31 protein-coding genes are annotated in these 23,922 nt (G+C 25.7%); 17 read left to right on the top strand and 14 right to left on the bottom strand.

Annotated elements, in window-relative coordinates:
• The first annotated feature begins 1 nt into the window (after position 1).
• The 4 genes from NBW53_RS09730 to NBW53_RS09715 are packed head-to-tail and all read left to right on the top strand — an operon-like array spanning position 2 to position 2,641.
• On the top strand, positions 2 to 865 hold the full coding sequence (locus NBW53_RS09730) for a methionyl aminopeptidase (protein ID WP_334302902.1): 864 nt from the start codon (positions 2 to 4) through the stop codon (positions 863 to 865).
• Positions 866 to 874: 9 nt separating this feature from the next.
• Positions 875 to 1,213 carry an ASCH domain-containing protein gene (locus NBW53_RS09725; RefSeq protein ID WP_250278039.1) on the top strand — a complete coding sequence of 113 codons (339 nt, stop codon included), beginning with the start codon at positions 875 to 877 and terminating at the stop codon, positions 1,211 to 1,213.
• An 11-nt stretch (positions 1,214 to 1,224) separates the two neighbouring features.
• Positions 1,225 to 1,776 carry a sugar O-acetyltransferase gene (locus tag NBW53_RS09720; RefSeq protein ID WP_250278038.1) on the top strand — a complete coding sequence of 184 codons (552 nt, stop codon included), beginning with the start codon at positions 1,225 to 1,227 and terminating at the stop codon, positions 1,774 to 1,776.
• 28 nt (positions 1,777 to 1,804) lie between these two features.
• Positions 1,805 to 2,641 carry an alpha/beta hydrolase gene (locus NBW53_RS09715; RefSeq protein WP_250278037.1) on the top strand — a complete coding sequence of 279 codons (837 nt, stop codon included), beginning with the start codon at positions 1,805 to 1,807 and terminating at the stop codon, positions 2,639 to 2,641.
• A 157-nt stretch (positions 2,642 to 2,798) separates the two neighbouring features.
• Here NBW53_RS09715 and NBW53_RS09710 read toward each other — a convergent pair whose 3' ends face one another.
• The 6 genes from NBW53_RS09710 to NBW53_RS09685 form a co-directional block, all read right to left on the bottom strand.
• Positions 2,799 to 3,041: a hypothetical protein gene (locus NBW53_RS09710; protein WP_250278036.1), complete on the bottom strand. Its 243-nt coding sequence runs from the start codon at positions 3,039 to 3,041 to the stop codon at positions 2,799 to 2,801.
• A 70-nt stretch (positions 3,042 to 3,111) separates the two neighbouring features.
• Complete coding sequence (locus NBW53_RS09705) at positions 3,112 to 4,803, bottom strand: ATP-dependent metallopeptidase FtsH/Yme1/Tma family protein (RefSeq protein ID WP_250278035.1); 1,692 nt, start codon at positions 4,801 to 4,803, stop codon at positions 3,112 to 3,114.
• Between the two features lie 459 nt (positions 4,804 to 5,262).
• Positions 5,263 to 5,985 carry an amino acid ABC transporter ATP-binding protein gene (locus NBW53_RS09700; RefSeq protein WP_250278034.1) on the bottom strand — a complete coding sequence of 241 codons (723 nt, stop codon included), beginning with the start codon at positions 5,983 to 5,985 and terminating at the stop codon, positions 5,263 to 5,265.
• Positions 5,972 to 6,664 carry an amino acid ABC transporter permease gene (locus NBW53_RS09695; RefSeq protein ID WP_250278033.1) on the bottom strand — a complete coding sequence of 231 codons (693 nt, stop codon included), beginning with the start codon at positions 6,662 to 6,664 and terminating at the stop codon, positions 5,972 to 5,974. The genes NBW53_RS09700 and NBW53_RS09695 overlap by 14 nt, the downstream gene beginning before the upstream one ends.
• 445 nt (positions 6,665 to 7,109) lie before the next feature.
• Positions 7,110 to 7,904, bottom strand: coding sequence for a hypothetical protein (locus tag NBW53_RS09690; protein ID WP_250278032.1), 795 nt, complete (start codon positions 7,902 to 7,904; stop codon positions 7,110 to 7,112).
• A gap of 48 nt (positions 7,905 to 7,952) precedes the next feature.
• Positions 7,953 to 9,326, bottom strand: a complete 1,374-nt coding sequence (locus NBW53_RS09685) for a recombinase family protein (protein ID WP_250278031.1) — start codon at positions 9,324 to 9,326, stop codon at positions 7,953 to 7,955.
• A gap of 122 nt (positions 9,327 to 9,448) precedes the next feature.
• On the opposite strand from NBW53_RS09685, the gene NBW53_RS09680 reads away from it, so the two are divergent.
• Both NBW53_RS09680 and NBW53_RS09675 read left to right on the top strand, forming a co-directional pair.
• Positions 9,449 to 9,595 (top strand): hypothetical protein, encoded by a 147-nt coding sequence (locus NBW53_RS09680; RefSeq protein WP_250278030.1) that lies wholly within the window; start codon positions 9,449 to 9,451, stop codon positions 9,593 to 9,595.
• Between the two features lie 7 nt (positions 9,596 to 9,602).
• A complete protein-coding gene (locus tag NBW53_RS09675; RefSeq protein ID WP_250278029.1) occupies positions 9,603 to 10,280 on the top strand; it encodes a uracil-DNA glycosylase in 678 nt (225 codons plus the stop codon).
• A 165-nt stretch (positions 10,281 to 10,445) separates the two neighbouring features.
• Here NBW53_RS09675 and NBW53_RS09670 read toward each other — a convergent pair whose 3' ends face one another.
• Positions 10,446 to 10,706 (bottom strand): stage V sporulation protein S, encoded by a 261-nt coding sequence (locus tag NBW53_RS09670; RefSeq protein WP_250278028.1) that lies wholly within the window; start codon positions 10,704 to 10,706, stop codon positions 10,446 to 10,448.
• A 152-nt stretch (positions 10,707 to 10,858) separates the two neighbouring features.
• Between NBW53_RS09670 and NBW53_RS09665 the strand changes: the two genes are divergently transcribed.
• The 4 genes from NBW53_RS09665 to NBW53_RS09650 all read left to right on the top strand — a co-directional run bounded on the left by NBW53_RS09665 (position 10,859) and on the right by NBW53_RS09650 (position 15,443).
• Entirely contained in the window at positions 10,859 to 11,332 is a 474-nt protein-coding gene (locus NBW53_RS09665; RefSeq protein WP_250278027.1) for a sigma-70 family RNA polymerase sigma factor, read from the top strand.
• Between the two features lies 1 nt (position 11,333).
• The gene (locus NBW53_RS09660) at positions 11,334 to 12,179 is read left to right on the top strand and encodes an RsiV family protein (RefSeq protein WP_250278026.1); all 846 of its coding nucleotides are present in this window, start codon (positions 11,334 to 11,336) and stop codon (positions 12,177 to 12,179) included.
• A 186-nt stretch (positions 12,180 to 12,365) separates the two neighbouring features.
• The gene (locus NBW53_RS09655; protein ID WP_250278025.1) at positions 12,366 to 13,730 is read left to right on the top strand and encodes a hypothetical protein; all 1,365 of its coding nucleotides are present in this window, start codon (positions 12,366 to 12,368) and stop codon (positions 13,728 to 13,730) included.
• 168 nt (positions 13,731 to 13,898) lie between these two features.
• Entirely contained in the window at positions 13,899 to 15,443 is a 1,545-nt protein-coding gene (locus NBW53_RS09650; protein WP_250278024.1) for a stalk domain-containing protein, read from the top strand.
• 83 nt (positions 15,444 to 15,526) lie between these two features.
• On the opposite strand, the gene NBW53_RS09645 is transcribed toward NBW53_RS09650, so the two are convergent.
• Together NBW53_RS09645 and NBW53_RS09640 are read right to left on the bottom strand one after the other, a co-directional pair.
• Complete coding sequence (locus tag NBW53_RS09645) at positions 15,527 to 15,952, bottom strand: glycosyl hydrolase family 18 protein (RefSeq protein WP_250278023.1); 426 nt, start codon at positions 15,950 to 15,952, stop codon at positions 15,527 to 15,529.
• A gap of 41 nt (positions 15,953 to 15,993) precedes the next feature.
• Positions 15,994 to 17,538, bottom strand: coding sequence for a recombinase family protein (locus NBW53_RS09640; RefSeq protein WP_250278022.1), 1,545 nt, complete (start codon positions 17,536 to 17,538; stop codon positions 15,994 to 15,996).
• Between the two features lie 370 nt (positions 17,539 to 17,908).
• Here NBW53_RS09640 and NBW53_RS09635 point away from each other — a divergent pair, with 370 nt between their 5' ends.
• Positions 17,909 to 18,250 (top strand): hypothetical protein, encoded by a 342-nt coding sequence (locus tag NBW53_RS09635; RefSeq protein ID WP_250278021.1) that lies wholly within the window; start codon positions 17,909 to 17,911, stop codon positions 18,248 to 18,250.
• A 1-nt stretch (position 18,251) separates the two neighbouring features.
• Entirely contained in the window at positions 18,252 to 18,833 is a 582-nt protein-coding gene (locus tag NBW53_RS09630; protein ID WP_250278020.1) for a hypothetical protein, read from the top strand.
• Between the two features lie 65 nt (positions 18,834 to 18,898).
• Here the strand turns inward: NBW53_RS09630 and NBW53_RS09625 are convergent, their stop codons facing one another.
• From NBW53_RS09625 to NBW53_RS09615, 3 genes are all read right to left on the bottom strand, one after another.
• On the bottom strand, positions 18,899 to 19,432 hold the full coding sequence (locus tag NBW53_RS09625) for an ImmA/IrrE family metallo-endopeptidase (RefSeq protein WP_250278019.1): 534 nt from the start codon (positions 19,430 to 19,432) through the stop codon (positions 18,899 to 18,901).
• 99 nt (positions 19,433 to 19,531) lie between these two features.
• Complete coding sequence (locus NBW53_RS09620) at positions 19,532 to 20,110, bottom strand: helix-turn-helix domain-containing protein (RefSeq protein WP_250278018.1); 579 nt, start codon at positions 20,108 to 20,110, stop codon at positions 19,532 to 19,534.
• Positions 20,111 to 20,304: 194 nt separating this feature from the next.
• Positions 20,305 to 20,829 (bottom strand): helix-turn-helix domain-containing protein, encoded by a 525-nt coding sequence (locus NBW53_RS09615; RefSeq protein ID WP_250278017.1) that lies wholly within the window; start codon positions 20,827 to 20,829, stop codon positions 20,305 to 20,307.
• A gap of 174 nt (positions 20,830 to 21,003) precedes the next feature.
• Here NBW53_RS09615 and NBW53_RS09610 point away from each other — a divergent pair, with 174 nt between their 5' ends.
• The 3 genes from NBW53_RS09610 to NBW53_RS09600 are packed head-to-tail and all read left to right on the top strand — an operon-like array spanning position 21,004 to position 22,174.
• Positions 21,004 to 21,216, top strand: coding sequence for a helix-turn-helix domain-containing protein (locus NBW53_RS09610; protein ID WP_250278016.1), 213 nt, complete (start codon positions 21,004 to 21,006; stop codon positions 21,214 to 21,216).
• A 1-nt stretch (position 21,217) separates the two neighbouring features.
• Positions 21,218 to 21,982, top strand: coding sequence for a phage antirepressor KilAC domain-containing protein (locus tag NBW53_RS09605; protein WP_250278015.1), 765 nt, complete (start codon positions 21,218 to 21,220; stop codon positions 21,980 to 21,982).
• A gap of 54 nt (positions 21,983 to 22,036) precedes the next feature.
• Positions 22,037 to 22,174 carry a hypothetical protein gene (locus NBW53_RS09600; protein WP_250278014.1) on the top strand — a complete coding sequence of 46 codons (138 nt, stop codon included), beginning with the start codon at positions 22,037 to 22,039 and terminating at the stop codon, positions 22,172 to 22,174.
• Between the two features lie 37 nt (positions 22,175 to 22,211).
• Here NBW53_RS09600 and NBW53_RS09595 read toward each other — a convergent pair whose 3' ends face one another.
• A complete protein-coding gene (locus NBW53_RS09595; RefSeq protein WP_250278013.1) occupies positions 22,212 to 22,424 on the bottom strand; it encodes a hypothetical protein in 213 nt (70 codons plus the stop codon).
• A gap of 132 nt (positions 22,425 to 22,556) precedes the next feature.
• Here NBW53_RS09595 and NBW53_RS09590 point away from each other — a divergent pair, with 132 nt between their 5' ends.
• A complete protein-coding gene (locus tag NBW53_RS09590; RefSeq protein WP_250278012.1) occupies positions 22,557 to 23,369 on the top strand; it encodes a phage antirepressor in 813 nt (270 codons plus the stop codon).
• A gap of 56 nt (positions 23,370 to 23,425) precedes the next feature.
• Here the strand turns inward: NBW53_RS09590 and NBW53_RS09585 are convergent, their stop codons facing one another.
• On the bottom strand, positions 23,426 to 23,590 hold the full coding sequence (locus NBW53_RS09585) for a ribbon-helix-helix domain-containing protein (protein ID WP_250278011.1): 165 nt from the start codon (positions 23,588 to 23,590) through the stop codon (positions 23,426 to 23,428).
• A 169-nt stretch (positions 23,591 to 23,759) separates the two neighbouring features.
• Here NBW53_RS09585 and NBW53_RS09580 point away from each other — a divergent pair, with 169 nt between their 5' ends.
• Positions 23,760 to 23,918, top strand: coding sequence for a ribbon-helix-helix domain-containing protein (locus NBW53_RS09580; protein WP_250278010.1), 159 nt, complete (start codon positions 23,760 to 23,762; stop codon positions 23,916 to 23,918).
• Positions 23,919 to 23,922: the final 4 nt, after the last annotated feature.

Here is a 23,922-nt window from a genome sequence, read left to right as displayed (position 1 = left end):
TATAGAACGAAATGAACAATGTTGGTGTGGTAGTGGTAAAAAATATAAATCTTGCCATTTAAGAAAAGATGAAGAAATGTTACAACCTTTTCAAAAAGAAGGTTATCCTTTGCCAGATAGAAACCTAATATTAACACAAGAACAGATTGAAGGAATAGAAAAATCGGCAAAACTTACTAAATCTATCATAGATGAGGTAGAAAAAATAATAAAAGAAGGTGTATCTACACTAGAAATTAATGATATGGTACATAAGCTAACGATAGATGCAGGAGCAATACCAGCCCCGCTTAACTATAACGGATTTCCTAAAAGTTGTTGTACATCTATAAATAATGTTATATGCCACGGCATACCGTCTAAAGATGAAATATTAAAAAATGGAGATATAATAAATTTAGATATAACGTCTATTTTAAATGGTTATTATTCAGATATGAGCCGTATGTATATGATAGGAAATGTACCAGAAAATGCTAAAAAACTTGTAGAAGTTACAAAAGAATGTTTGATGGCAGGCATAGAGGCAGTAAAACCTTATAGACCTATATCGGATATAGGTAATGTTATAAATGATATAGCCGATAAACACGGTTATGGTGTGGTTAGAGCATTAACGGGACACGGTGTAGGTATAAAATTTCACGAAGAGCCTAATATTAATCATTATAGAACAAGTGCTAAAACTATGATAATGGTGCCTAATATGGTATTTACAATAGAGCCTATGATTAACGAAGGAACATTTGATTGTTATATAGGTGATGATAACTGGACAGTTTATACAAAAGATAATAAACTATCGGCTCAATGGGAACATACTATATTAGTTACTGAAACAGGGTATAAAATATTAACAGACTAGGAAATATATATGAAAACACACGTTATGAATTTATATAATGAACCTTTTAACCTTATAAAACAAGGTAGCAAGACTATTGAGCTAAGATTGTATGATGAAAAAAGGCAAAAAATATTAATAAATGATAATATACAATTTGTTAATATAGATAATAAACAAATTTTAAATGTAAAAGTTAAAAATATATATAGATATAAAAATTTCAAACAACTATATAAAGATTTTGATAAAATATCTATTGGTTATAAAGAAGATGAAATAGCTAATTATAAAGATATGGAACAATATTATACAATAGAAGATATAAAAAAATACGGAGTAGTTGCCCTAGAAATAAAGCTATTATAAGGAGAACATTTATGACTGAAAGAGAAAAAATGTTAGCACAGATGCCTTATGACCCAACAGATAAAGAGCTTGTAGAAATGAGAACTTATGCAAGAAAAATGTGTAAAGAGTTTAACGAATGTGATGTAGAAGATAATAATAAAAAAACAAAAATTTTAAAAGAACTTTTTGGAAGCACAGGCAATGATATATACATAGAGCCAAGCTTTAGATGTGATTATGGTAAAAATATTTATGTTGGAGAAAATTTTTATGCTAATTTTAATTGTGTTATTTTAGATGTAGCAGAAGTTAGGATAGGTAAAAATTGTATGATAGCTCCTAATGTAGCTATATATACAGCTACACACCCAATAGACCCTATTGAGAGAAATAGCGGAATAGAATATGCTAAAAAAATAACTATTGGAGATAATTGTTGGCTTGGGGGAAACTCTGTTATATGCCCAGGTGTAACAATAGGTAATAATGTTGTAGTAGGGGCAGGGGCAGTTGTTACAAAAAGTTTTGGAGACAATGTAGTAATAGCGGGAAATCCGGCTAAAGTTATAAAAACAATATAAAAAATAATATAAACAAAGGAGAATAAATATGAAAACTTATAATTTATGGGAAGAAAATATACCTTTATTTGATGAAAATATAAAAAATGTAGAAAATGAAAATAGTTGCCAAATAGATGCTTATATTGTAGAAGATGAAATAGACGATAAAAAAATAAGAGGGGCTATGGTTATATTAGCTGGTGGTGGCTATGGGCTTTGTGCAACAGAAGGCGAAAAAATGGCAAGATGGTTAAACTTTTTTGGTGTAAATGCTTTTGTTTTAAGATATAGAGTAGCACCATATAAACACCCAGTACCATTAATTGATGCTAAACGTGCTATAAGATATGTAAGATATAATGCAGAAAAATTTAATATAGACCCAAATAAAGTTGGTATAATAGGATTTTCTGCCGGAGGGCATTTAGCAGGTTGCGTTGCCGAATTTTTTGATAAATTTGAACAAGATAATAAAGATGATATAGATAAATTATCAGCAAAGCCAGATTTAGCAGTTTTATGTTATCCAGTTGTATCTTTATGTGAAAGCTATGCTCATCAAGGGTCTGCTAATAATCTTGTAGGAGAAGATATGGAGCTTAGAAAAATGCTATCTTTAGAAAAAAATGTAAGAGAAGATATGCCAGAAATGTTTTTATGGCATACATTAGAGGATACGGCAGTTAGTGCTATAAATACTTTAGAGCTTGGTATTGCTTTAAAAAATAAAAATGTACCTTATAGTTTGCATATATTTAATAAAGGCGAGCACGGCTCTGTTTTAGCAGAAAATATAGAAGAAACTAAACAATGGGCAGATTGTTTAAAAACAATATTAAAAAATAAAGGCTTTGTAGATAAACAATCTTACAGATGGTTATAATAAAAAAGGTTGAAGAATTTTTCTTCAACCTTTTTTATAGACAAAAGATAAAAATCTTTAGGCTATAAATAAAAAATTATTTTAAGGGGGCACAAAATATTAATTTAATTAAACATTATATAAATACAATTTATACTTTAAAAATTTAGTAAAAATACTAATAATATCTATAACCAAAGTTATTAAAACTATCATATTGATAGTTGTTAAAACCAGAGTTGTTAAAGTTATTATATGGTGTAAAACCACATCTATTACAGCCACATCTGTTAAAGCAACCATTATTCCAGCCATTATTCCAACCATTGTTCCAGCCACATCTATTGCAACCACAATTGTTAAAACAACCATTATTTGACCAGTTATTGCCACAACGATTACCTAACCAACCATATGTCAAGGTAACACCTCCTTTCCTTTGTCCTAATATTATACTATTCAAAACAAAGAAAAGTGTGACAGGCTTTTAACTAGTTTTTTAATATATGGTATATTTCTTCTTCGTTTAAGGTTTCTTTTTCTAATAATGTATCAACTAATTTTTCAAGAGTATTTTTGTTTTCTATTAAGATATTTTTAGCTTTTTCATATAGTGTAGTAGCTATAGTTTTATATTCTTTTATAATGTTTTCATCTTCTTTTAAAACATTATAGCTTAAAATATTATCTTTAAGCATACCATATTTAGATACATAGTCTACAATAATTTTAGTAGCTTTTTCTATATCATTGTATGCACCTGTTGTAATGTTTTCACTTCCAAGCATAATTTCTTCGGCACAACGTCCACCATATAAACTTATTATTTGATTTTCTATATCTTGCTTAGTTTTAAATAATTTATCTTCAAATATATTTAAACAAAAACCACCGGCTCCCTTTATGGTAGGTAATATAGATATTTTTGATATAGTAGCAACGTTTAAAATATTTGTAACTACTGCGTGTCCCGCCTCGTGTATAGCAGTTATTTTTTTATCTTGTTGTGTTAAAAATGAGGTATCTTTTCTTTCATCACCAGCTATTATTTTTAAATATGCTTTATCTATATGATTAATATTTATTTCGTTGTTATTATCTTTTATAGCCATAATACTAGACTCATTTACTAGTGCATCTAGCATAGCACCGCTAAAATATACAGTTTTTTTGGCTATATCTTTTATATTTAAATTTTTATCTATTGTTTTATTTTTTAACAATAAAGATAAAATTTTTTCACGAGCAACTTTATCAGGCAGGCCTATTTCTATGTGTCTATCAAACCTACCAGCACGAACAAGAGCATCATCTAATATATCTAAACGATTTGTAGTGGCTATAACAATTATAGTTTCATCACTAGAAAATCCACTCATTTCTGTTAAAAGAGCGTTTAATGTTTGTTCTCTTTCTTCATTTGTGTTTTGTAGAGAGGTAGCTCTTTTTTTACCTATTGCATCTATTTCATCTATAAAGATAACAGCTTTTTTACTTTCTCTAGCTTTTTTAAACAAAGCTCTTACTCTAGAAGCACCAACCCCTACATACATTTCTACAAAGTCTGAGCCACAAACAGAATAAAAAGGCACACCAGCTTCAGAGGCAATTGCTTTGGCTAACATTGTTTTTCCAGTACCAGGTTCACCATAAAATATAATACCTTTAGGTGCTCGAGCGTTTAGTTTTTTATATTTTTCTGGGCATTTAAGAAAATCTACTATGTCTTTAGCATTTTCTTTAGCTTCTTCGTTGCCTGCTATATCTTTAAAAAATATATTATTTTTGTCTTCTATATTAAATTCTTTTATAGCAATAGGATTTTTCTTTGTTTTTTTATATATTAAAAATACAGTTGCTCCTATTAAAAATATAGCTAAAACAGAATATAAGCTATTAGTTATATTTGATTGTTCTTTAAATACTATGCCTTTAATTAGCATATTTTCTTTAAAATCTTCTGTTCTAGGATTATCAGTTGTAAAAATTGTATCATTATTTTTTTCTTTAAATTTAATTTTATCACTATCATTATAAAAAATTGTATCTATATTTTTATTACACGCTTTACTATAAAAATCTGGATAGGGGATATAATTTTCCTTACCTTTAAGGCTAACCCCTAATAAAAGAATAATAAAAAGGCTTACAAAACATATTATTTTATAATTTATTTTTTTCATATAAAAGCTCCTTTTATTAATAATTTTTAAAGTAATTTTAATATATTTTTATATTTTTTTAAAATTGTAAACGTTGTTTATATGTTTACAGCTTTAAATATATTATACTACATATAATTTATTTTTTCTAATTGTAAGTTTTGGTATAATTATAATAATGTAGTATTATTCAGATTATAGACAAAATATTTTAGATTAATTTTTTTATTTTTATATTTTGCATAAAAAATTTATGTAAGGCATAAAAATTCTAATCACAAGACAGGGTAAAGACTTATATTGTGTAAAAAGCTAGATTTCTAGGGGATTTAGCTCTTGTGTAAAGAAATAAGCTTTTTTTATAAAGTAGCATAATAATATTAACTTATTAAATCTTTTTTAATAATATTTAATTATGGATAATAAAAAAAATAACAAAAAGCATATATTTTTTAATGTTTTTTGTTATTTTTTTATTATTTATAATACTTTAGATAAAAACTCTTTTGTTCTAGGGTGTTGAGGGTTGGTAAAAATATTTTCAGGTGTATCTTCTTCACAGATGTTTCCACCTTCCATAAATATAACTCTAGTAGCAACCTCTTTAGCAAATCCCATTTCGTGAGTTACAACAACCATAGTCATACCTTCTTTAGCTAAATTTTTCATAACTTCTAAAACTTCTCCAACCATTTCTGGGTCTAGGGCAGAGGTAGGTTCGTCAAAAAGCATAACATCAGGTTTCATAGCTAAAGCACGTACAATAGCAATTCTTTGTTTTTGACCACCAGATAAGCTAGGAGGATACATATTAGCTTTATCTTTTAACCCAACAAGGCCTAAAAGCTTTAAAGCTTCCTCTTCGGCAGTTTGTTTATCTATTTTTTTTATTTTAATAGGAGCTATTGTAATATTTTCTAATATGGTTAAATGAGGAAAAAGGTTAAAGTGTTGAAAAACCATTCCCATTTTTTGTCTATGTATACTAATATCTACTTTTTTATCTGTTATATTTGTTCCTTCAAATATTATATCTCCAGATGTAATATCTTCAAGCTTATTAAGACATCTTAAAAAGGTACTTTTACCAGAACCAGATGGGCCTATAACAACAACCACTTCTCCTTTAGTAATGGTAGTTGTTACTCCTTTTAAAACTTGATTATTACCAAAACTTTTACTTAAATTTTTAATTTCTATCATTTTTATTTAATCTCCTTTCAAACTTACCAATAAGCCTTGACAAACTAAATGTTAAGATAAAATATAAGATAGATGTTACAATAAGTGGAGCTACAGGTTGGAACGTAGAAGACTGTATTGTAGAAGTTTTTGCCATAAGCTCTTGTATACCTATTACATAAAGGATAGAAGACTCTTTTATTAATACAACAAACTCATTACCTATAGCAGGTAAAATATTTTTAATAGCTTGAGGCATTATAATATATCTCATAATCATAGGAGATTTCATACCTAAAGATTCGGCGGCTTCTGTTTGGCCTTTATCAACAGCTAATATACCAGCTCGTATAATTTCAGCAACATAAGCACCAGAATTTAAAGCAAGCGCTAAAGCACCAGGTATTAATTGAGCAAGATTTAAGCTATCACCTATATAAATATCAGGTATTATAATAAGAGATGATAAACCATAATACCATATAAAAACCTGAACTAAAACAGGGGTACCACGTACAATTTCTATATATGTACAAGCTATCTTATTTACTATTTTTATTTTTGATAACTTCATTAAAGCAAATATTACACCAATAACAGTACCAAATAAAACTGTAAATAAAGAGATAATAACAGTTATTAAAGTACCTTCAATGTATAACGGAAAATATGTCTTTAAAAAAGAAAAACTTTCTAACATTTTACTTCCTCCTAAAAAATATATTCAAGCTATATAATAACAGTAAATTTATAAAAATGCAATATATATTTAATAATATTCATAAAGATAAAAATGTTCATAAAACATATTTATGAATATAAAAATGCAAAGTCATAAAATTTTTGTGACTTTGCTTCAGACTGTATATAAAATAAAATTTAATTAAAAATGGAGAGTATGAGAACGAAGAGTTCTCATTTTAAATCGTATACGGGGCTTTGCCTCGGATACGTAAAGCTAGGTTTTAAGGGGCTTTAGCCCTTGTGCGTAAAAACCTTGCTTTTTTCATACAGTACCTCAAAAAATAATAGAATTATTTTTTTAAAATGTTGTTGACAAAGTCGACACATTAGGCAAAGCCATAAAATTTTTATGACTTTGCCTATAATATAAGTTTAAAAATTAAAATTTAGGTTTAAAAATATTATCTAAAGTTACAACCACAGCTAGAGTTGTTACCAAGATTACCTAATGAGCAACCGCAACCATTGTTACAACCACAGTTGTTATTATTATCACCATCAACATTTTCTCTTGGTATGTTACCGCTAATACCTGCTAAAAATTCCTTTTTTTGTGGTGGAGCAAAAATGTCCATAGGGAAATCTAAGCTATCAAAGAATTCACAAGGGTTAAGTGGAGAAATATTTTCACATTCTTTTGGTATACAGAAGCCTCTAGATAATACAGAAAGGTTTACAAGTCTAAATAATTTAATAATTGTAAATAAACCGATAGTAATGCCTACTTCTGTTGGTTCTAAAGCTTCATCTCCACAGCAACATTGTCTGTTTTGGTATCTAAGCTCAGCACCAAGAGCAATAGCTTTAGATTCTACTAAAACAAATGGGTCTGAGTTTAATTCGCTACAACCAGAACCGTGTTGGTTGAATAAATCAGTAGAGATAGATATTTCTGTACCAATAGAACCAAATAAAGTTACCTTTTTAGTATAGATACTATTAGCGTGTACTCTACCAATAACAGTGCCATCTGCTTCTCTAAATATTAATGTATATACAAATACATATTTTAAAGTTATATCCCAAAAACCATTTTTAAATGGGTTTGGCTCTTTGTCAGATACAATAACTTTTTTTACTCTTAAATTTTCAATAGAAACACTAGCTGCATTAGAAGGTGGGTCTATAATATCTCCTTCTTGAATAGTCTTGTTTCCAAGATGAGTAAAACATTCTGCTCTAGCAGGGCCTAACACATCACTTGTAAGGCAGTCTTGTTGTCTACATTGTAATAGAATACAACATTATACGTTAAAAAATATTGTAATTTTTCTGTTTTTACCATCTACTAATATTTTGTTGATAAGTAATTTAGCCATTTTATTTTTTAATATCATATCATAATTACCTTTTAAAACATTTAATATAGAAATTTCATCTATATTTTTATTATCCTCTTTTATATTAAGGCATTCTTTTTCTAATGTTTTTATTTTATTTGTAAAAAAAACTTTATTTTGGCTATATTCATCTACCGTATCAATGCCTAAAAGGTAGGCATTTTTAGCCCTTTCTAAAGCATTTTTGTATTTTTCTATATCTTTTAACATATTATATTTTTTCTGTCTATTATCATTTTTTATTTTTACTTTATATGTTTTGTTAGGGTAGTTTTCTTCAATTTTTTTTAAAACTATATCTTCTATATTGTATATACCAATAGAAAAAGAGCTATCACATTTTCCACAAGTATAACCACCACATCTAAATCTATCTTGTCTATTGTTATAATATTTTGCATAAACAAAAGTATTGTTACAATAAATACACTTCATTATACCTACAAGCCAATGTTTATTATATTCTAAAGGCTTTTTTTTACTATTTATTCTTTTTATATTATTATTAAATATATTTTGAGTTTGGTCAAATATATTTTCATCTATAATAGGAATATGATTTGATTTATTTAAAATAACTTTTCCGTCGGTTTCAAATCTATAATAACCTTTGTATGTAGGATTTGTTAAAATTTTTTTTATAAAACGAGTATCTATGCTATTGCCTTTTTTTGTTTTTATATTATTTTCATTTAATATTTTAGCTATTGCATAGGTAGATTTACCATTTAAAAATTCTTGAAAGATTTTTTTTACAATAGAGGCTTCTTTTTCTATTATAACAAGAGGTTTATTTTTAGGCTTATAATATCCATAAGGAGCACAAGAGATATATTCACCTTTTAGAGCTTTTTCTATCATACCTCGTTTTACAACTTTGGATAATTTTCTAGAATACATTTCATTCATAGCACCAAATAGGGCATCTGCTATAAGTTGGCTATCATCATCTAATGTAGGTTCAGTTATAGAAATTAAATTTACATTATTTTTTTTTAATATAGATTTATATATTAAAGATTGCTCTAAGTTTCTAGCAAAACGGGAGCTATCATATATAAGAACATAATCAAAATAAGATTTTTTGCTTTCTTCTATCATTTCCATAAAGGCTGGTCTTTTTTCAGCATCTCTACCAGATATGCCCTTATCTTCAAAATAGTTTATTATCAAATAGTTATTTTTTTTAGCATATTCATCAATAGTTCTTTTTTGACTTTCTATGGAATAGTCTTGTTTATCGGTAGACATTCTAACATATGCAACGGCTTTTTTCATAAAATCTCCTAAAAAATGTTTAATATAATATAAATATATGTTATAATGGGTTTAATATTAAAATAATGAATAATACAAACGCATATAATCATATATTAACTTAAAAAAAGATAGAGGATTATATGAAAAATATTTTTGTTGAAGTTGCTTTTATAAATAGCGATAATAATGTTGTAGAAAAAGACTATAATTTAATAGAAGAAATGTATTATAAAATTATAGAAGATTATTCAAAATATGTTAATGGGGTTATTATAAAAAAGGAGTGATTAATTTTTGGCAGAAATATTAAAAAATGATTGGAAAAATTATTTAGATGAAGAATTTAAAAAAAATTATTATTTAAATCTTAGAGAAAAATTAAAACATGACTATAAAACTAAAATAGTATACCCACCTATGCAAGATATATTTAACGCATTACACTATACTAGTTATGAAGATACAAAAGTGTTAATATTAGGGCAAGACCCATATCATCAAAAAGGACAAGCTCACGGGCTTAGTTTTTCTGTAAATAAAGGGATAAGAATACCACCATCTTTGCAAAATATATATAAAGAACTATCTACAGACTTAGGACTATACATACCCAACAATGGATATTTAAAAAAATGGGCAGAGCAAGGGGTATTACTTTTAAATACAACATTAACAGTGATAGATAGTAACCCTAATTCTCATAAGGATATTGGTTGGCAAATATTTACAGATAAAATAATTCAAGTTTTAAATGAAAAAACAAGTCCAGTTGTTTTTATCCTTTGGGGCAATAACGCTATATCTAAAATACCACTTATAACAAATCATAAGCATTTAATATTAAAATCTGTTCATCCAAGCCCTCTTTCTGCTAGTAGAGGATTTTTTGGAAGTAGACCTTTTTCTAAAACAAATCAATTTTTAAAACAAAATGGTTTAAAAGAAATAGATTGGCAAATAGAGAATATATAAAAATAATGCTGTAGATTTTTTCTACAGCATTATTTTTATTACAATTAAGGTATGACTTAATTTTGATAAATTTTAGGAATACTTGTTTTTGAATACGGAAGTATTCAAAAAATTGATTATTATATCTTTATAGGGGATTTTTACAGGTAGATATTAATTATATAACTATCTTTTTTCTACAACAAATTTAATAGATGTTTTTAATTCACCGTCTACATCTATTTGAGAAAATGCAGGTGTGCATATAAGCTCTATTCCATTTGGAGCAACATATCCTCTAGCTATTGCAATACTTTTGACAGCTTGATTTACTGCACCAGCACCTATTGTTTCTATTTCTATTTTTTTATTATTTCTTGCTATTGCCGCTATTGCACCAGCAACAGACTTTGGTTGTGAACTTGCTGAAACCTTTAATATTTCCATATTTTCCTCCTAAATGTTGTATGTGATAATATTATTTTTAACAATTATTTGTATTGTATACATATATTTTAAAATTTAAATAAAAAATATTTAAAAAATTTGAAACTTTATTTAATATAATATAGTCTAATATATAGGAGGTGAATTTGATAATGAAAAAAACTAAGGTATACCTAATAGAAAATACTCTCCTAAAAAATTATAATAAATATTATAAATTAGCATTTTCTTATGTTCAGAATGAAGCAGATGCTATGGACATAATACAAGAGTGTTCATATAAGGCTATTAAAAATGCGAATTTATTAAAAGAAGATAAGTATGTAGATACTTGGATATATAGAATAGTTATAAATCAATGTAAAACTTTTTTATCAAAAAATATACATATAACAGAAGATATATATGAAACTAATATACCTTTTGAGGACAAATATGAAAATATAGATTTAAAAAATGCTTTAAATTGTTTAGATAATGATGAAAAAGCTATTGTTATATTAAGATTTTTTGAAGATTTAAAAATAGAAGATGTTGCCAATGTATTAAACATAAATGTTAATACAGCTAAATCAAAGTTATATCGTTGTCTTAATAAATTGAAAAGTATTGTTGGGGAGGTATAATATGGAAGATAGGGATATAATAGAAAAACTAAAAAAAGAATATGATAATATTAATGTAAAAGAAGAAGGAGTGTTTCTTATGAAAAAAAGTATTGAACAAGCTAAAAAAGAAAATGAAAAAAATAAATTAAAATATTTATCTATTGCATCTGTTGCAGTGATAGCTATATTTGTTGCTTTACCAAATTTAAACCAAAATATAGCTTTAGCTATGAGCAAAATACCAGTTATAGGAAAAATAGTAGATGTTATTACTATAAATAAATATAGTGAAGAAGATAAAAATATTAGCGTAGAAGCACCAGTTGCTACAGATGCTAACAATAATAAATCTTTAGATGAACTTAATAAATCAACAGATGAATATATAAAAAATCTTACAGAAGAGTTTAAAAAAGAATTTAAACAAGGAGACAATAAAAGCTTAGATATAACTTATGATACGCTTACAGATGATGAAAAATTATTTAGTTTAAGAATAAAAGGTACAGAAATAAACGCAAGTGGATATATGTATTCAAAAATATATAACGTAGATAAAGAAAAAGGCAATATAATAGAGCTTAAAGACATATTTAAAGCAGATAGTAATTATGTAGAAGTTTTAAGCCAAAATATTAAAGAACAAATGAGAGAACAAATGAAACAAGATACTAACAAATCTTATTTTATAGATTCAGATATGCCAGAAAATGATTTTAAACAAATAAAAGAAAATCAAAATTTTTATTTTAACAAAGACAAGAATTTAGTATTATGTTTTGATGAGTATGAAGTTGCACCAGGTTCTATGGGCACAGTAGAATTTGTAATACCACAAGATATAACAAAAGATATTTTAAAATAATAAAAAAATAAGCTAGATATATTATTATCTAGCTTATTATATTTACTATATATAAGCTATTTTTTATTTATTAAATAATTATATTTTTAAAAACTATTGTAAAAAAAAGTAGAATATAATATAATATATTTGAAAATATTATATGTATAGTTATAATATTAAATAATAACAAAGGGGGCTTAAAAAATGATTTCAAGCAATAAGGAAAACAGCTTTGACAGTGCCTTAGAGCAAGAGATAGATAATAGCCTATTAAAAAACGAAAATAGCTATATAGATACATCAGATGAAAAGGAGCAAAAGGGTTTATTAAATCGTTTTTTGTCTAAGTTTAGAACAGAAGAGGTATTAGATTCTAGACAAACATTAAACGAATATTCTTATGAATATTCTAAATTTAGAGAATATGTTTTTTTATTAGAAGACAGTGAAGATGATGATAAAGTTCTTAAAGCTGTGGAGCTTTGTGATGATAGCCTTAAGCTTGATAGACACAGATTATATTTAGATAAAAAAAGAAAAGAATGCGAAACTATTTTAGAAGATTTAAAATGTTATGATAATTTATCAGAAGAAGATACAAAGTATTTAAAATCTCTTATTACAAAATTTGTACAGCTTAATAATGAAAGAAAAGCTATAAGATACCAATTGGGAGATTTTGATAGCTCTATAAATAAACTAGAAACATTAGAAGAAGATGCTCATGATGCTCTATATCAAATAGAAGATGCAGAAAATTCTAAAAGACTTTTATCTAGAGATATAAATTTAATAAGAGATGAAAAAGAACGTACAGTTTTAGATAGAGAAAGGCTACAATTTGCATATAAAGTATTGCATAAGTTTTCATTTGCTATATCAATAGTTCTTGGATTAGCTATAATTGTATTAACATTAATATCTGTATCTTTAAATGAATCTGTATTTTTATCTTTATCTATTCTTTGTATAACATTAGTTTTTACAATAGTTCTTATTTATGCTTTTAGAAAAAAAATTATTTTTGAGCTAAAATTAAACGAAAAAAAGCAAGCTAAGTTAGTGTCATTATTAAATAAAAAAACAGTGGTATATTCTTATTATATAAATTTTTTAAATTATACGTATAATAAATATAACGTAAAAAATTCTCGTGCTTTAAAAACAAACTTAGATGATTTTAATAACTATAAACATATCGTAACTAGATATGATAACTTAGGAAAGTTAGTTTATGAAGTGCAAGAACAATTAGAATATTTTTTAAGTGAAAAAAATATAACTATATCAAATGGTTCTTTAGAATCTTTTGCAAAATCTATAAATATAGATAACCAAAAAGCTTATTTTAAAGAAATTGACACTAAAAAACAAAGAATTGAAACTAGAATGAGAGAGATTGAAGATGAACAACAACAATTGTTAGAAAAAATAGTAGCACTTAATGTTGAAGATACATCTAAAGAAAAAGTTATAGAAAAAATAATACAAGCATATTTTAACGAAACAGAAAAACTTTTATCTGAAGAAGATGAAGAAAATATTAAAAAAATAGAAAACAATATTTAATATAAATTACCCCATCTAAAGTTTTAGGTGGGGTATGTATTACATAATATAAATTTAAATTATAAATAGTATTAAACATATATAAATTTATGGTATTATTTACAGGTTGATTTAATAATAAAAAAATTATAATATATAAGCAATAATAAAGTACACAAAGGAGGAAATATGAAAAAAATAATTAATGTTTTTACTATAATAATGTTTACATTATTAAGTAATTTTACTATATTTGCATCTACTCCATCTAATGAATGGGTAAATTTAAAACTTACATATGACGGTAAAGTACATAATTATAGTTCACAAAAAATATATATTACTATTGATAGTAAGCCAATAGAAAATTTTAAAATGGAGCCTATCATAATAGACGGTAGGACACTTGTTCCATTAAGAGATGTTTTTGAAGAAATGAATGCAGAAATATTATGGAATGAAAAAGATAAAGAAGCTACTATTAAAAAAGATGGAAATACGGTAGTTTTTAAAATAAATAGTAATGAGGCCATAAAAAATAGCATAGATGTTATAAAGTTGGACGTGCCAGCAAAAATAATAAATGGTTATACAATGGTACCTATAAGAGCTATATCAGATAGTATAGGATATAGTGTAGAATGGGACAACAATATAAGAACTGTTGTAATAGAAACACCAATAGATAAGGTAGAAAATAATACAATAGTGAATAATACTCAAGCAACAACAGATATTACAACAGAAACAACAACAAATTTTGTAGAACCAGTTGCAAATCAAAAACAAGATGGTATAAAAATTGTTTGGGACCAAACTTCAAAGCCTATAAATGATAGTGAACAAAAAAGAAAGCCTATAAATGGATTAGATGTTTTATGCCCTACGTGGTTTGAAATAAAAAATAGCCAAGGTGATGTAGAAGATAAAGGTAGTATAGAATATGCTAAATGGGCAAAAGAACAGGGTTATCAGCTTTGGGGGCTTGTGTCTAATAGCTTTGATGCAGTTATAACACACGATACTTTAAGCAATCCAGAAAAAAGAACGAAAATAATTAACACTCTTGTAGAATATGCAAAAAAATATAGTTTAGATGGTATTAATATAGACTTTGAAAATGTTGCCAAAGTAGACGGAATTTATTATTTACAGTTTATAAAAGAAGCAACACCAATATTTAAACAAAATGGACTTGTTGTATCTGTAGATATGTATGTACCTACACCGTGGACTACACATTATCAAATGGAAGAAGTAGGAAAAATAGTTGACTATGTAATAATTATGGCTTATGATGAACATTATAGTACAAGTAAAGAAAGTGGGTCGGTATCTTCTTTACCGTGGGCAGAAAAATATATGACAGAGGCAACAAAATTAGTGCCAAAAGACAAACTTATTATGGGAGTACCTTTTTATACTCGAGTTTGGACAGAAACAAAAAATCCTAACGGATCTATATCAGTTGTTTCTAAATCTTTAAAAATGGAAGATGCAAAAAAATTGTTAGAAGATAATAATGCTAAAATTATATGGGATGAAAAGACAAAACAATATTATGGGGAATATTATTCCGACGGAAGTACGAAAAAAATATGGTTAGAAGATGAAAAGTCTATGGAAGAAAGAATGAAAGTGGCAAGAAAACTAGATGTTAAGGGTATTGCAGGTTGGAAAAGAGGACACGAAAATAATAAAACTTGGGATGTTATAAATAAATATTTCAAATAAAATATATAAAAAGTTGATAGTAAATTTTATTACTGTCAACTTTTTATATTTTATAGTTTGATAACAAAATATTATAAATTAATTTATATAGATTTAGTTATTTTGTATATATCAAAAAGTTGACTAAGCACAAGCCAATTTTGAGGAAAAGGTCTCATTATATTCCAATAACCAACACCAATAAACCCATAACTAAATGCAGTTGTTAATTTTTCATATATACTTCTAGCGTCTTCAAACCATACTACGTGTTCTATATTATTGTTATCATAATAATAAAAATAAGGAGCTTTTGCTATTTCATCAAATAATATTTCAGCATTATTTTTTCTAGCTATATCTATTGCTTCTACATTACCAATGCTTTTAGCTTTTGTAACCCCTTTTATAAAAGGTAAAGGCCAATCATAACCATAATTTGGTATACCCATAAATATCTTTTCGGGTGGTATTACAGTTATGGCATAATCTAAAACTTGTTTAACTTTATTTATAGGAGCAACAGCCATTGGTTCACCATAAGTATAACCCCATACAAGATATATGTTATTTATTCTTTAAAAAAGCTAGGATAAACAGTTATATTAAACATAGCTAAGTCTCTTTGATTTTTCTTTGTTCTAGTATCTCTTTGATAAATTATTTTGTATATAACTTCACTTAATAGTTTATTTTTTAAACTAGCATCTTCTATTGTACCATATAGATTTATTAAATTTTGAACTTTTGGTATAAATTCTCTTTTTGTAGTTTCCATATTATTTATTTTGTTTTCTTCTTCTATTAATTTAAATTGTTTTGAAGATAATTCATCTAATTCAGTTTTTAATTTTTTGTTTCTAGACATAAATACATCAATACTATATATACCTTGTTCTAATAGGTTATGTATATTTTCTATTTGCTTTTCTATTTTTTCTATTTCCCGATTTATTAATATTAATGAGCTGTGAACTGTTGATAAACTATTGTTTAAATTTTCTTTTTGTTTAAATATTAATGTTTCATCTTCAACCCAAGACTTTAATATAGGAATTAAATGTTGCTCTAATAAATATATGGGTATAGGAACAGTTTTACAGTTTTTAGTTGGACATTTTAAACTATAATAGTTATCTTTTGTATTGCTACTAACTCTAGTTAATCTAGCACCACATTTACTACAAAATACTAAATTAGTAAAAGGGTTTTTAAGCTCTTTATTAGAACAAACAGGTGGTTTATAACTATCTTTAAACATTTTTTGTACTTCATAAAAAGTATTTTCTTCTATTATAGGAGGGTGTAGTCCATCAATAAGTTGATAATCATTGTTAGGTGTTCTTGATTTTTTTATTTTACCATCTTCATATATTTTCTTTTCTTTTCTATGTCCCCAACGTATTTTACCAATATAAACAGGATTTGTTAAAATATCTTTTATTGTAGACCTAGACCAATACTTTGAATTTAAAGGTTTGCACATTGTATCTAGTTTAGTTGCTATTGCATTTAATGATAAACCTTGTAAATACAATTCATAAATTAATTTAACAATTTTAGATTGTGCTTCATTTATTTTTAAAGTATATCCTTTACCTAGCTTAATTTTTTCTTTATCATACCCATAGGGTGCAGTGCTTGCAATATATTTGCCTTCACTTACAGAGGCAAGCCTACCTCTTTGTATTCTTCTATTTATTACTTTATATTCACGTCTTGCCATAAATAAACCAAACTCAAAATATTCTTCGTCAAATTCATTGTTAGGGTCATATATTTTAGCTGGTGTTATTATTTTAGTATTAGAAACTTTAAATGCTTCAGCTACTATACCTTGGTCTATTGTATTACCACGAGCTAGACGTTCTACCTCCATAACTAATACACCTTTGTAAATACCGTTAGATACATCATCTAATAGTTTTTGCATCTCAGGTCTAGCATCTATACTTTCACCAGAAATAACTTCTTTATAAATTTTAACTATATTTAAGTTTTTTTCTCTAGCCATTTTTATTAGAGCATCATAGTGTCTTTGTAAAGTTTCTAGTTCACTTAGTGCTTCTAATTCTTGGTCTTTTCTTGATTTTCTTAAATAGATACAGTATGACATTTTAATCTCCTTTCTATATATTTTTATTATCTATAAAATACATAATTTGTAAAATTAACTTATAAAATTATAGAATAATATTGACATCTAGAGTATATAATGTTATTATGAAAGTAAGTTAACTTGTGAAGGATAAGGCTGGGTTCTCGAAATGAGAGTAGAGTTTTTACTTTAGAATTCCTTTGTCCCTGGGGTTAGCTTATTTTTTTAAAAATTTATTTTATATAAAATTATAGTTTAATTTAAGCAATTTGTAAATATATTAATAAGTTTTTGGCTATTTATTATTATTTAGTATATATTGACATTTATGTTATAAAATGATATTATTTTAGTATATCTAATATTTAAATTTACAAAGGAGCTTGTGATGGATGGCATTTTATTTCAATCCATAATAGATTTTTTAGGATTAAAGCCTGGAGCAATTATTATAGGTATTTTATTTGTATATTTACTTAAGATAATATACAAAAAATATATAAATAATAAAAGAAAAGCTAAAAAAGAAGAAAGAGATTTTTATATAAAGATTGAAAATGAAAATAATTCATTAAAAAATGTTATTAATGTATTATCAAGAGAAAATAGCACATTACAAGAAGAGAATATAACATTAAAATATGAAAATAATTTATTGAAAGAAGAATTTAGGAATTTAGAATATGAATTAGATAAGCTTAAAAGTTTAGAAATGAAAGGTGGTAATTAATATGTTAATAAATTTTATTATAGGTATTTTATTAGCTTCTAGTATTTACTATCTTCGTTTAGCTAAAAAATATAAGAATAAAAAGTATACTTATAAAGTTAGAAATAATATATATGATGCTATAAATATATACAATGATTTAAATGAAAATGTTAATTTAGATAATTATAAGTATCTTAAAAATTTGTTAGATTTAAAAATTAATGAATTGTTTAAAATAAAAGATATAAAAGATATTAAGCAAATTAAAGTTTATAATGATAAAGAAAGTGATAATTTAGATATTGCTAATATTATTAATGATTTAATAGAATTAGTTAAAAATGATAATCAAAATATAAAAGAAGTTAAAGATATATTATCTTATTGTGTTGAAATAACAGAAATAATTTTAAAAGTTAGAAAGCCATTTTTGTATTATAAGTATCTATTAAAAAAAATGAAACCTTTTAGAAATTTGCAATCTATTGTAATAAATATAGGTAAATTGTCAACAAGAAGAAATAAAAGCTTAAAATATGAGGCAAGGTTAAAAAGGGATATTGTAAAAAATAAAGAAATACTAAAATATAAATTTACATAAAAGAAAAAAGACTTAGTTAACACTAAGTCTTTTTTACATAAATTTATAAAATGCAATTAAAAATTTTATATTTTATTATTATTAACAAAATCTTTAAAATTACTATAAACTTGTTTTTCAAGAGGGCTTAGATTGAACTTATTTCTCTTTAATAGTTCTTGCATTCTTTCAGAACGATATTGTGCGGATTGTAACGATACATTACATATATTAGCTATATCTTGTGCATCAATACAGTTTATTTCTTTTAAAACGATAGCGGGCATCAATAACCCTCTAGCAAAAATATTAGCTTGAAACTCTTCAATATTTTTATTATTGTTTTCATTATGTATTGTGTGTGATAAATCTTTATGATTTAATAATATGTGTCCTAATTCGTGAGCAACGGTAAAACGCCCTCTTGCTTTTGAAAGATTTTTGTTTATGTACATTACATTGTTTTCAATAAATGCTTGCTTAGTATTTGAATCTAATAAAGCAACTCTTATTCCATAAAATTTAAGTATGTGTTTTAAGTCAACAGGTAAGACATTAACATTTGTTTCAATTAAAGTTTGCCAAGCTCTATCACGAGAAATTTTGTAAGCTTTATACATAAATAGCTACACTCCTTTATACTAAAATTATTAAATAGTAATAATGAGTATATCGTAGAGTGTAGCTATTATTATTTAGGTAATTATATTATACCATATTTAAAAGTATTTGTCATAATCTTCTGGGTCTATCATTGTCGAATTTCTTTTTAATTCTTCAAATTCTTCTTTTGTAATGTATGTAACACCTTCCCCACGAGCTATAATTTGGACAAGTTCTTGTTCTTGTTTAGGTTTTTCTTGCTTTTTAAATTCATTAATGTTAGGTATTATTTCTTTTTTTGAATTCTCAGAAGAATTTAATTCCTTTACCATTTCTTTAATAAACTTTTCAAACATCTGTTGATATTCAGGACTTAAATTCAAATATCTTCGTACAATATTGCTCATAAATTCACTTAGTTCATATTTTTTCAAGAATTCTTCTAATATATCATTAGAATTCTCAATAAATATAGGCTCATTACCATTACGTAGCCAGTCTTCATTGACGTTGAATGTTTGGCAAATGAGTTTGAGCATATGTTCTTTAATAGGTGCTCGGTTATATTCAATATTTCCAATAACATCTCGACTAACCCCTATTTTTTTAGCAAATTCTGCTTGACTTAATTTTTTACCATTAGAATTTTTTATTAACTCTCTTCTTAACAAAACAATTCTTTCATATATTTCCATTAATTCACCTCCATTTTTATATAATACTTTTAAAATTTGTGTTTGTCAACTTAAAAAAATAAAAAAAATTAAAAAATAATAGTTGACAAACTAAAAAATAAATGATATTATGTGTTTACAACACAAAAGTTGTTAAGTACATTGAAAATTAAATACAAAAGGGGGGTATAGAAAAGAAATAATAAAAAAAGCCCCTAAGGGCTAGTTATATAATTCCAATTAAATTTATAATTTATGGCACCATCATTTTCATTATAGAAGTAATCTGTAAAGGTTTCTTCTGTAAAAACTCCTATATTATTTATAAGCTTATCTTCGAATGATATTAGTAACATAGGCGTAAGTTTTGAATAAAAAGATTTAAAATCATCTATATTTTCAACTTTGATTAGTTTTAAAAATACAGTGCTATCTTCTTTAGAATATTTAAGTTCAAAGAATAACTTACAAGTATATGAAAATAAGTTTTCTTTTATTAAGATGTTAATATTTAAATAAGAAAAATTTGTTGTGTCGATTTCAAAACTGGGTAAAACATAAATATCAAATGGAATATATTCAAAAAATTCATTAATATTAACGTTTAAATACATACATAAGGAGTTTAATGTATCAAATTGAATTCCTTGACTATAGTTGTTTGCTAAAGAGGTTAAAGTAGTTCTAGATATACCTGTATCTTTAGCAATTTTAGTAATTTTTAAATTACGCTCTGCCATTAATTTATTTAGATTACAAATAAGCAAATAATCACCTCCAAAATTAATTGTACAATATATTGAACAAAATTTCAATAAATTTTTAAAAAAGTATTGACAAGAAAACAAAAATGCGTATAATACAATATATAAAATGTTCAATATATTAAACGTTAAAGGAGGTGTAGAAAGGTAATGTATACTATGATAAACAATAAGTTTTCTGTTTTATTGGCAGAAAGACTATTAAAAATAAGTACAGTTTCAAGGGACACAGGAATATCACGAACTACATTGACAAATTTATATTACAAACGAACAAATCAAATTTCAATTGAAGTGTTAGATAAATTGTGTAGCTATTTGAATTGTACTGTAAATGATATTTTAGAATTTAAGGAGGAATAAAATGAATGAATTATTAAAAATTGATTTAAACGAAAATCAAGAGCCTATTATAAGTGGTAGGGAATTACATCAAGTTTTAGGAGTTAAAACAAAATATATTGATTGGTTTAAAAGAATGTTAGAGTATGGCTTTAATCAAAATATAGATTATGTATTGGTTGCTCAAAAAAGAGAAACCAATAATCCTAAAAATCCATATACAGAGATAACAGACCACGCATTAAAATTAGATATGGCAAAAGAAATTGCTATGATACAGAGAAATGAAAAAGGAAAGCAAGTAAGACAGTATTTTATAGAAGTAGAAAAAGAATACAACTCTCCAGAAAAAATAATGGCTAGAGCATTAAACATTGCAAATAAACAATTAGAAACATTAACACTTGTAAACAAACAACAAGAACAACAAATAAAAGAATTGCAACCTAAAGCTACATACTATGATTTAATCTTACAATGTCCAGATTTATTATCTGTAACACAAATAGCTAAAGATTATGGAAAAGGTGGAGCATGGCTAAATAAAAAGTTAAATGAATTAGGTATTCAATATAAACATAGAGATACTTGGTTACTTTATTCTAAATATGCAGATAAAGGTTATACAAGTTCTACAACGCACGATTATGCAGACAGTAAAGGTGTTATCCACTCAAGACTACATACTTATTGGACACAAAAAGGTAGATTATTTATATATGAACAACTAAAAAGAATTAATATTTTACCTTTAATTGAAAAAGAAAATATAAAAGACGCTATTTAACAAATATAAAACTTGTTGCAGTACATTGAAAATTGAATAAAAGGAGGAATAAAAATGAAATTTTTTCAGAGAACACCTAAGTTTAGTGTAAAAGTGGACCTACAATTTACTAAAATTGAACAAATAATTAAACTTATGCAAAAAACTAGAGAAGTATTTAAAGATGCAGATTTAGAAATTACAATTAGATAATTGTATAAAACAAAGCCCCCAAAAGGGTGGCTTGAAACTATTCTATAATATCATCTATAACTTTAAAATACTCTTCTAGATATTCGTTATAATCGTTTTTATTTTGGAGATATGCATCAAATAAATTAGTAAGTTGATTTTGGGCATTTATGTATTGATTAAATAAGTCTTTGATATCTTTAAATGATTGATTATTTTTTTGTAAATAAAACATAGTTAAATCGTGTAAAATTTTATTTTCTTGGATCATATTTTACACCTCCTTTTCTTGTATATTTCTACATCTATATCTAGCACATATAAATGCAGATACTAAAATTATACAAGAAAAGGAAAAATATTACAATATTTTATTAAAAATTTAATACAAAGGAGTGATGCTATGAACAACATAGAACTATTTAAAAACGAAAATTTTGGAGAAGTTAGAACTTTATTAATTAATGATGAAGTTTGGTTTGTCGGTAAAGATGTAGCAGAGGCTTTAGGATATAAAGAACCTAATAAAGCAATTACAAAACACATTGATGAAGATGATAGGATAAAATATCCTATCACGGATAACTTAGGAAGAGCACAAGAAACTTGGCTAATAAACGAAAGTGGTTTATATTCCCTTATCTTATCAAGTAAATTACCACAAGCAAAAGAATTTAAACGTTGGGTAACAAATGAGATTTTACCTAGCATAAGAAAACACGGTGGGTATTTAACGCCACAAAAGATAGAAGAAGTTTTATTAAATCCTGATACACTAATACAGTTAGCTACAACATTAAAAGAAGAAAAAGAAAAAAATGCAACATTAACACTTGTAAACAAACAACAAGAACAAATAATAAACGAATTGCAACCTAAAGCTACATACTATGATTTAATCTTACAATGTCCAGATTTATTATCTGTAACACAAATAGCTAAAGATTATGGAATGAGTGGGACAAGGTTAAATAAAAAGCTAAATGAGTTAGGTATTCAATATAAACATAGAGAAACTTGGTTACTTTATGCAAAATATCAAGATAAAGGATATACAAGTTCCACAACACACGATTATGTGGATAGTAAAGGCACTATTCGTTCAAGATTACAAACTTATTGGACACAAAAAGGTAGATTATTTGTATATGAACAACTAAAAAGAATTAATATCTTACCTTTAATTGAAAAAGAAAATATAAAAGATGCTATTTAAAGCACATTGAAAATTGAATAAAGGGGGTGTTATGAACAACAAAAAGCCCTTATGGGCTAATTATTAGACTTTTCTTTCTTTAAACTTTCAAGTCCTTTTTTAATTAATTCAATAGTGGCTTGATTTCTGGTAGAAAAGCGATTATTAAATCTAAAATCTTCAATTGCTTTAAAAAGTTCTTCATCAACTGTTATTGAGTATCGTGGTTTATCAGTAGCCATATTTAATTCCTCCTTTAATTTTTTTTTATAATTATAACATCAGTGATGAAAATATGCAAGAGATTAATTTTTGAAAAATTTTTCAAAAAAGTATTGACAAGTAACCACTGGTTCACTATAATGTTAAATATAACCAGTGGTTCATTACAATAGAAAGGGTGTGATATTAATGAAATCTAAAAGAATGACAGTTACTCTTTTGCCAGAATGGGAAGAAGAATTAGACACTTTAAAAAAAGAAAGTTTTTATAACACTTCCAAATCTGAATTAATTAGATATCTAATTAAAACTGGTTTAAATCAAATAAAGAAAGAAAGGATAAAATAGGTGA

Source organism: [Clostridium] colinum (assembly GCF_940677205.1).
Taxonomy (GTDB): domain Bacteria; phylum Bacillota; class Clostridia; order Lachnospirales; family CAG-274; genus Tyzzerella; species Tyzzerella colina.
This window is presented reverse-complemented; position numbering and strand designations above follow the sequence as displayed.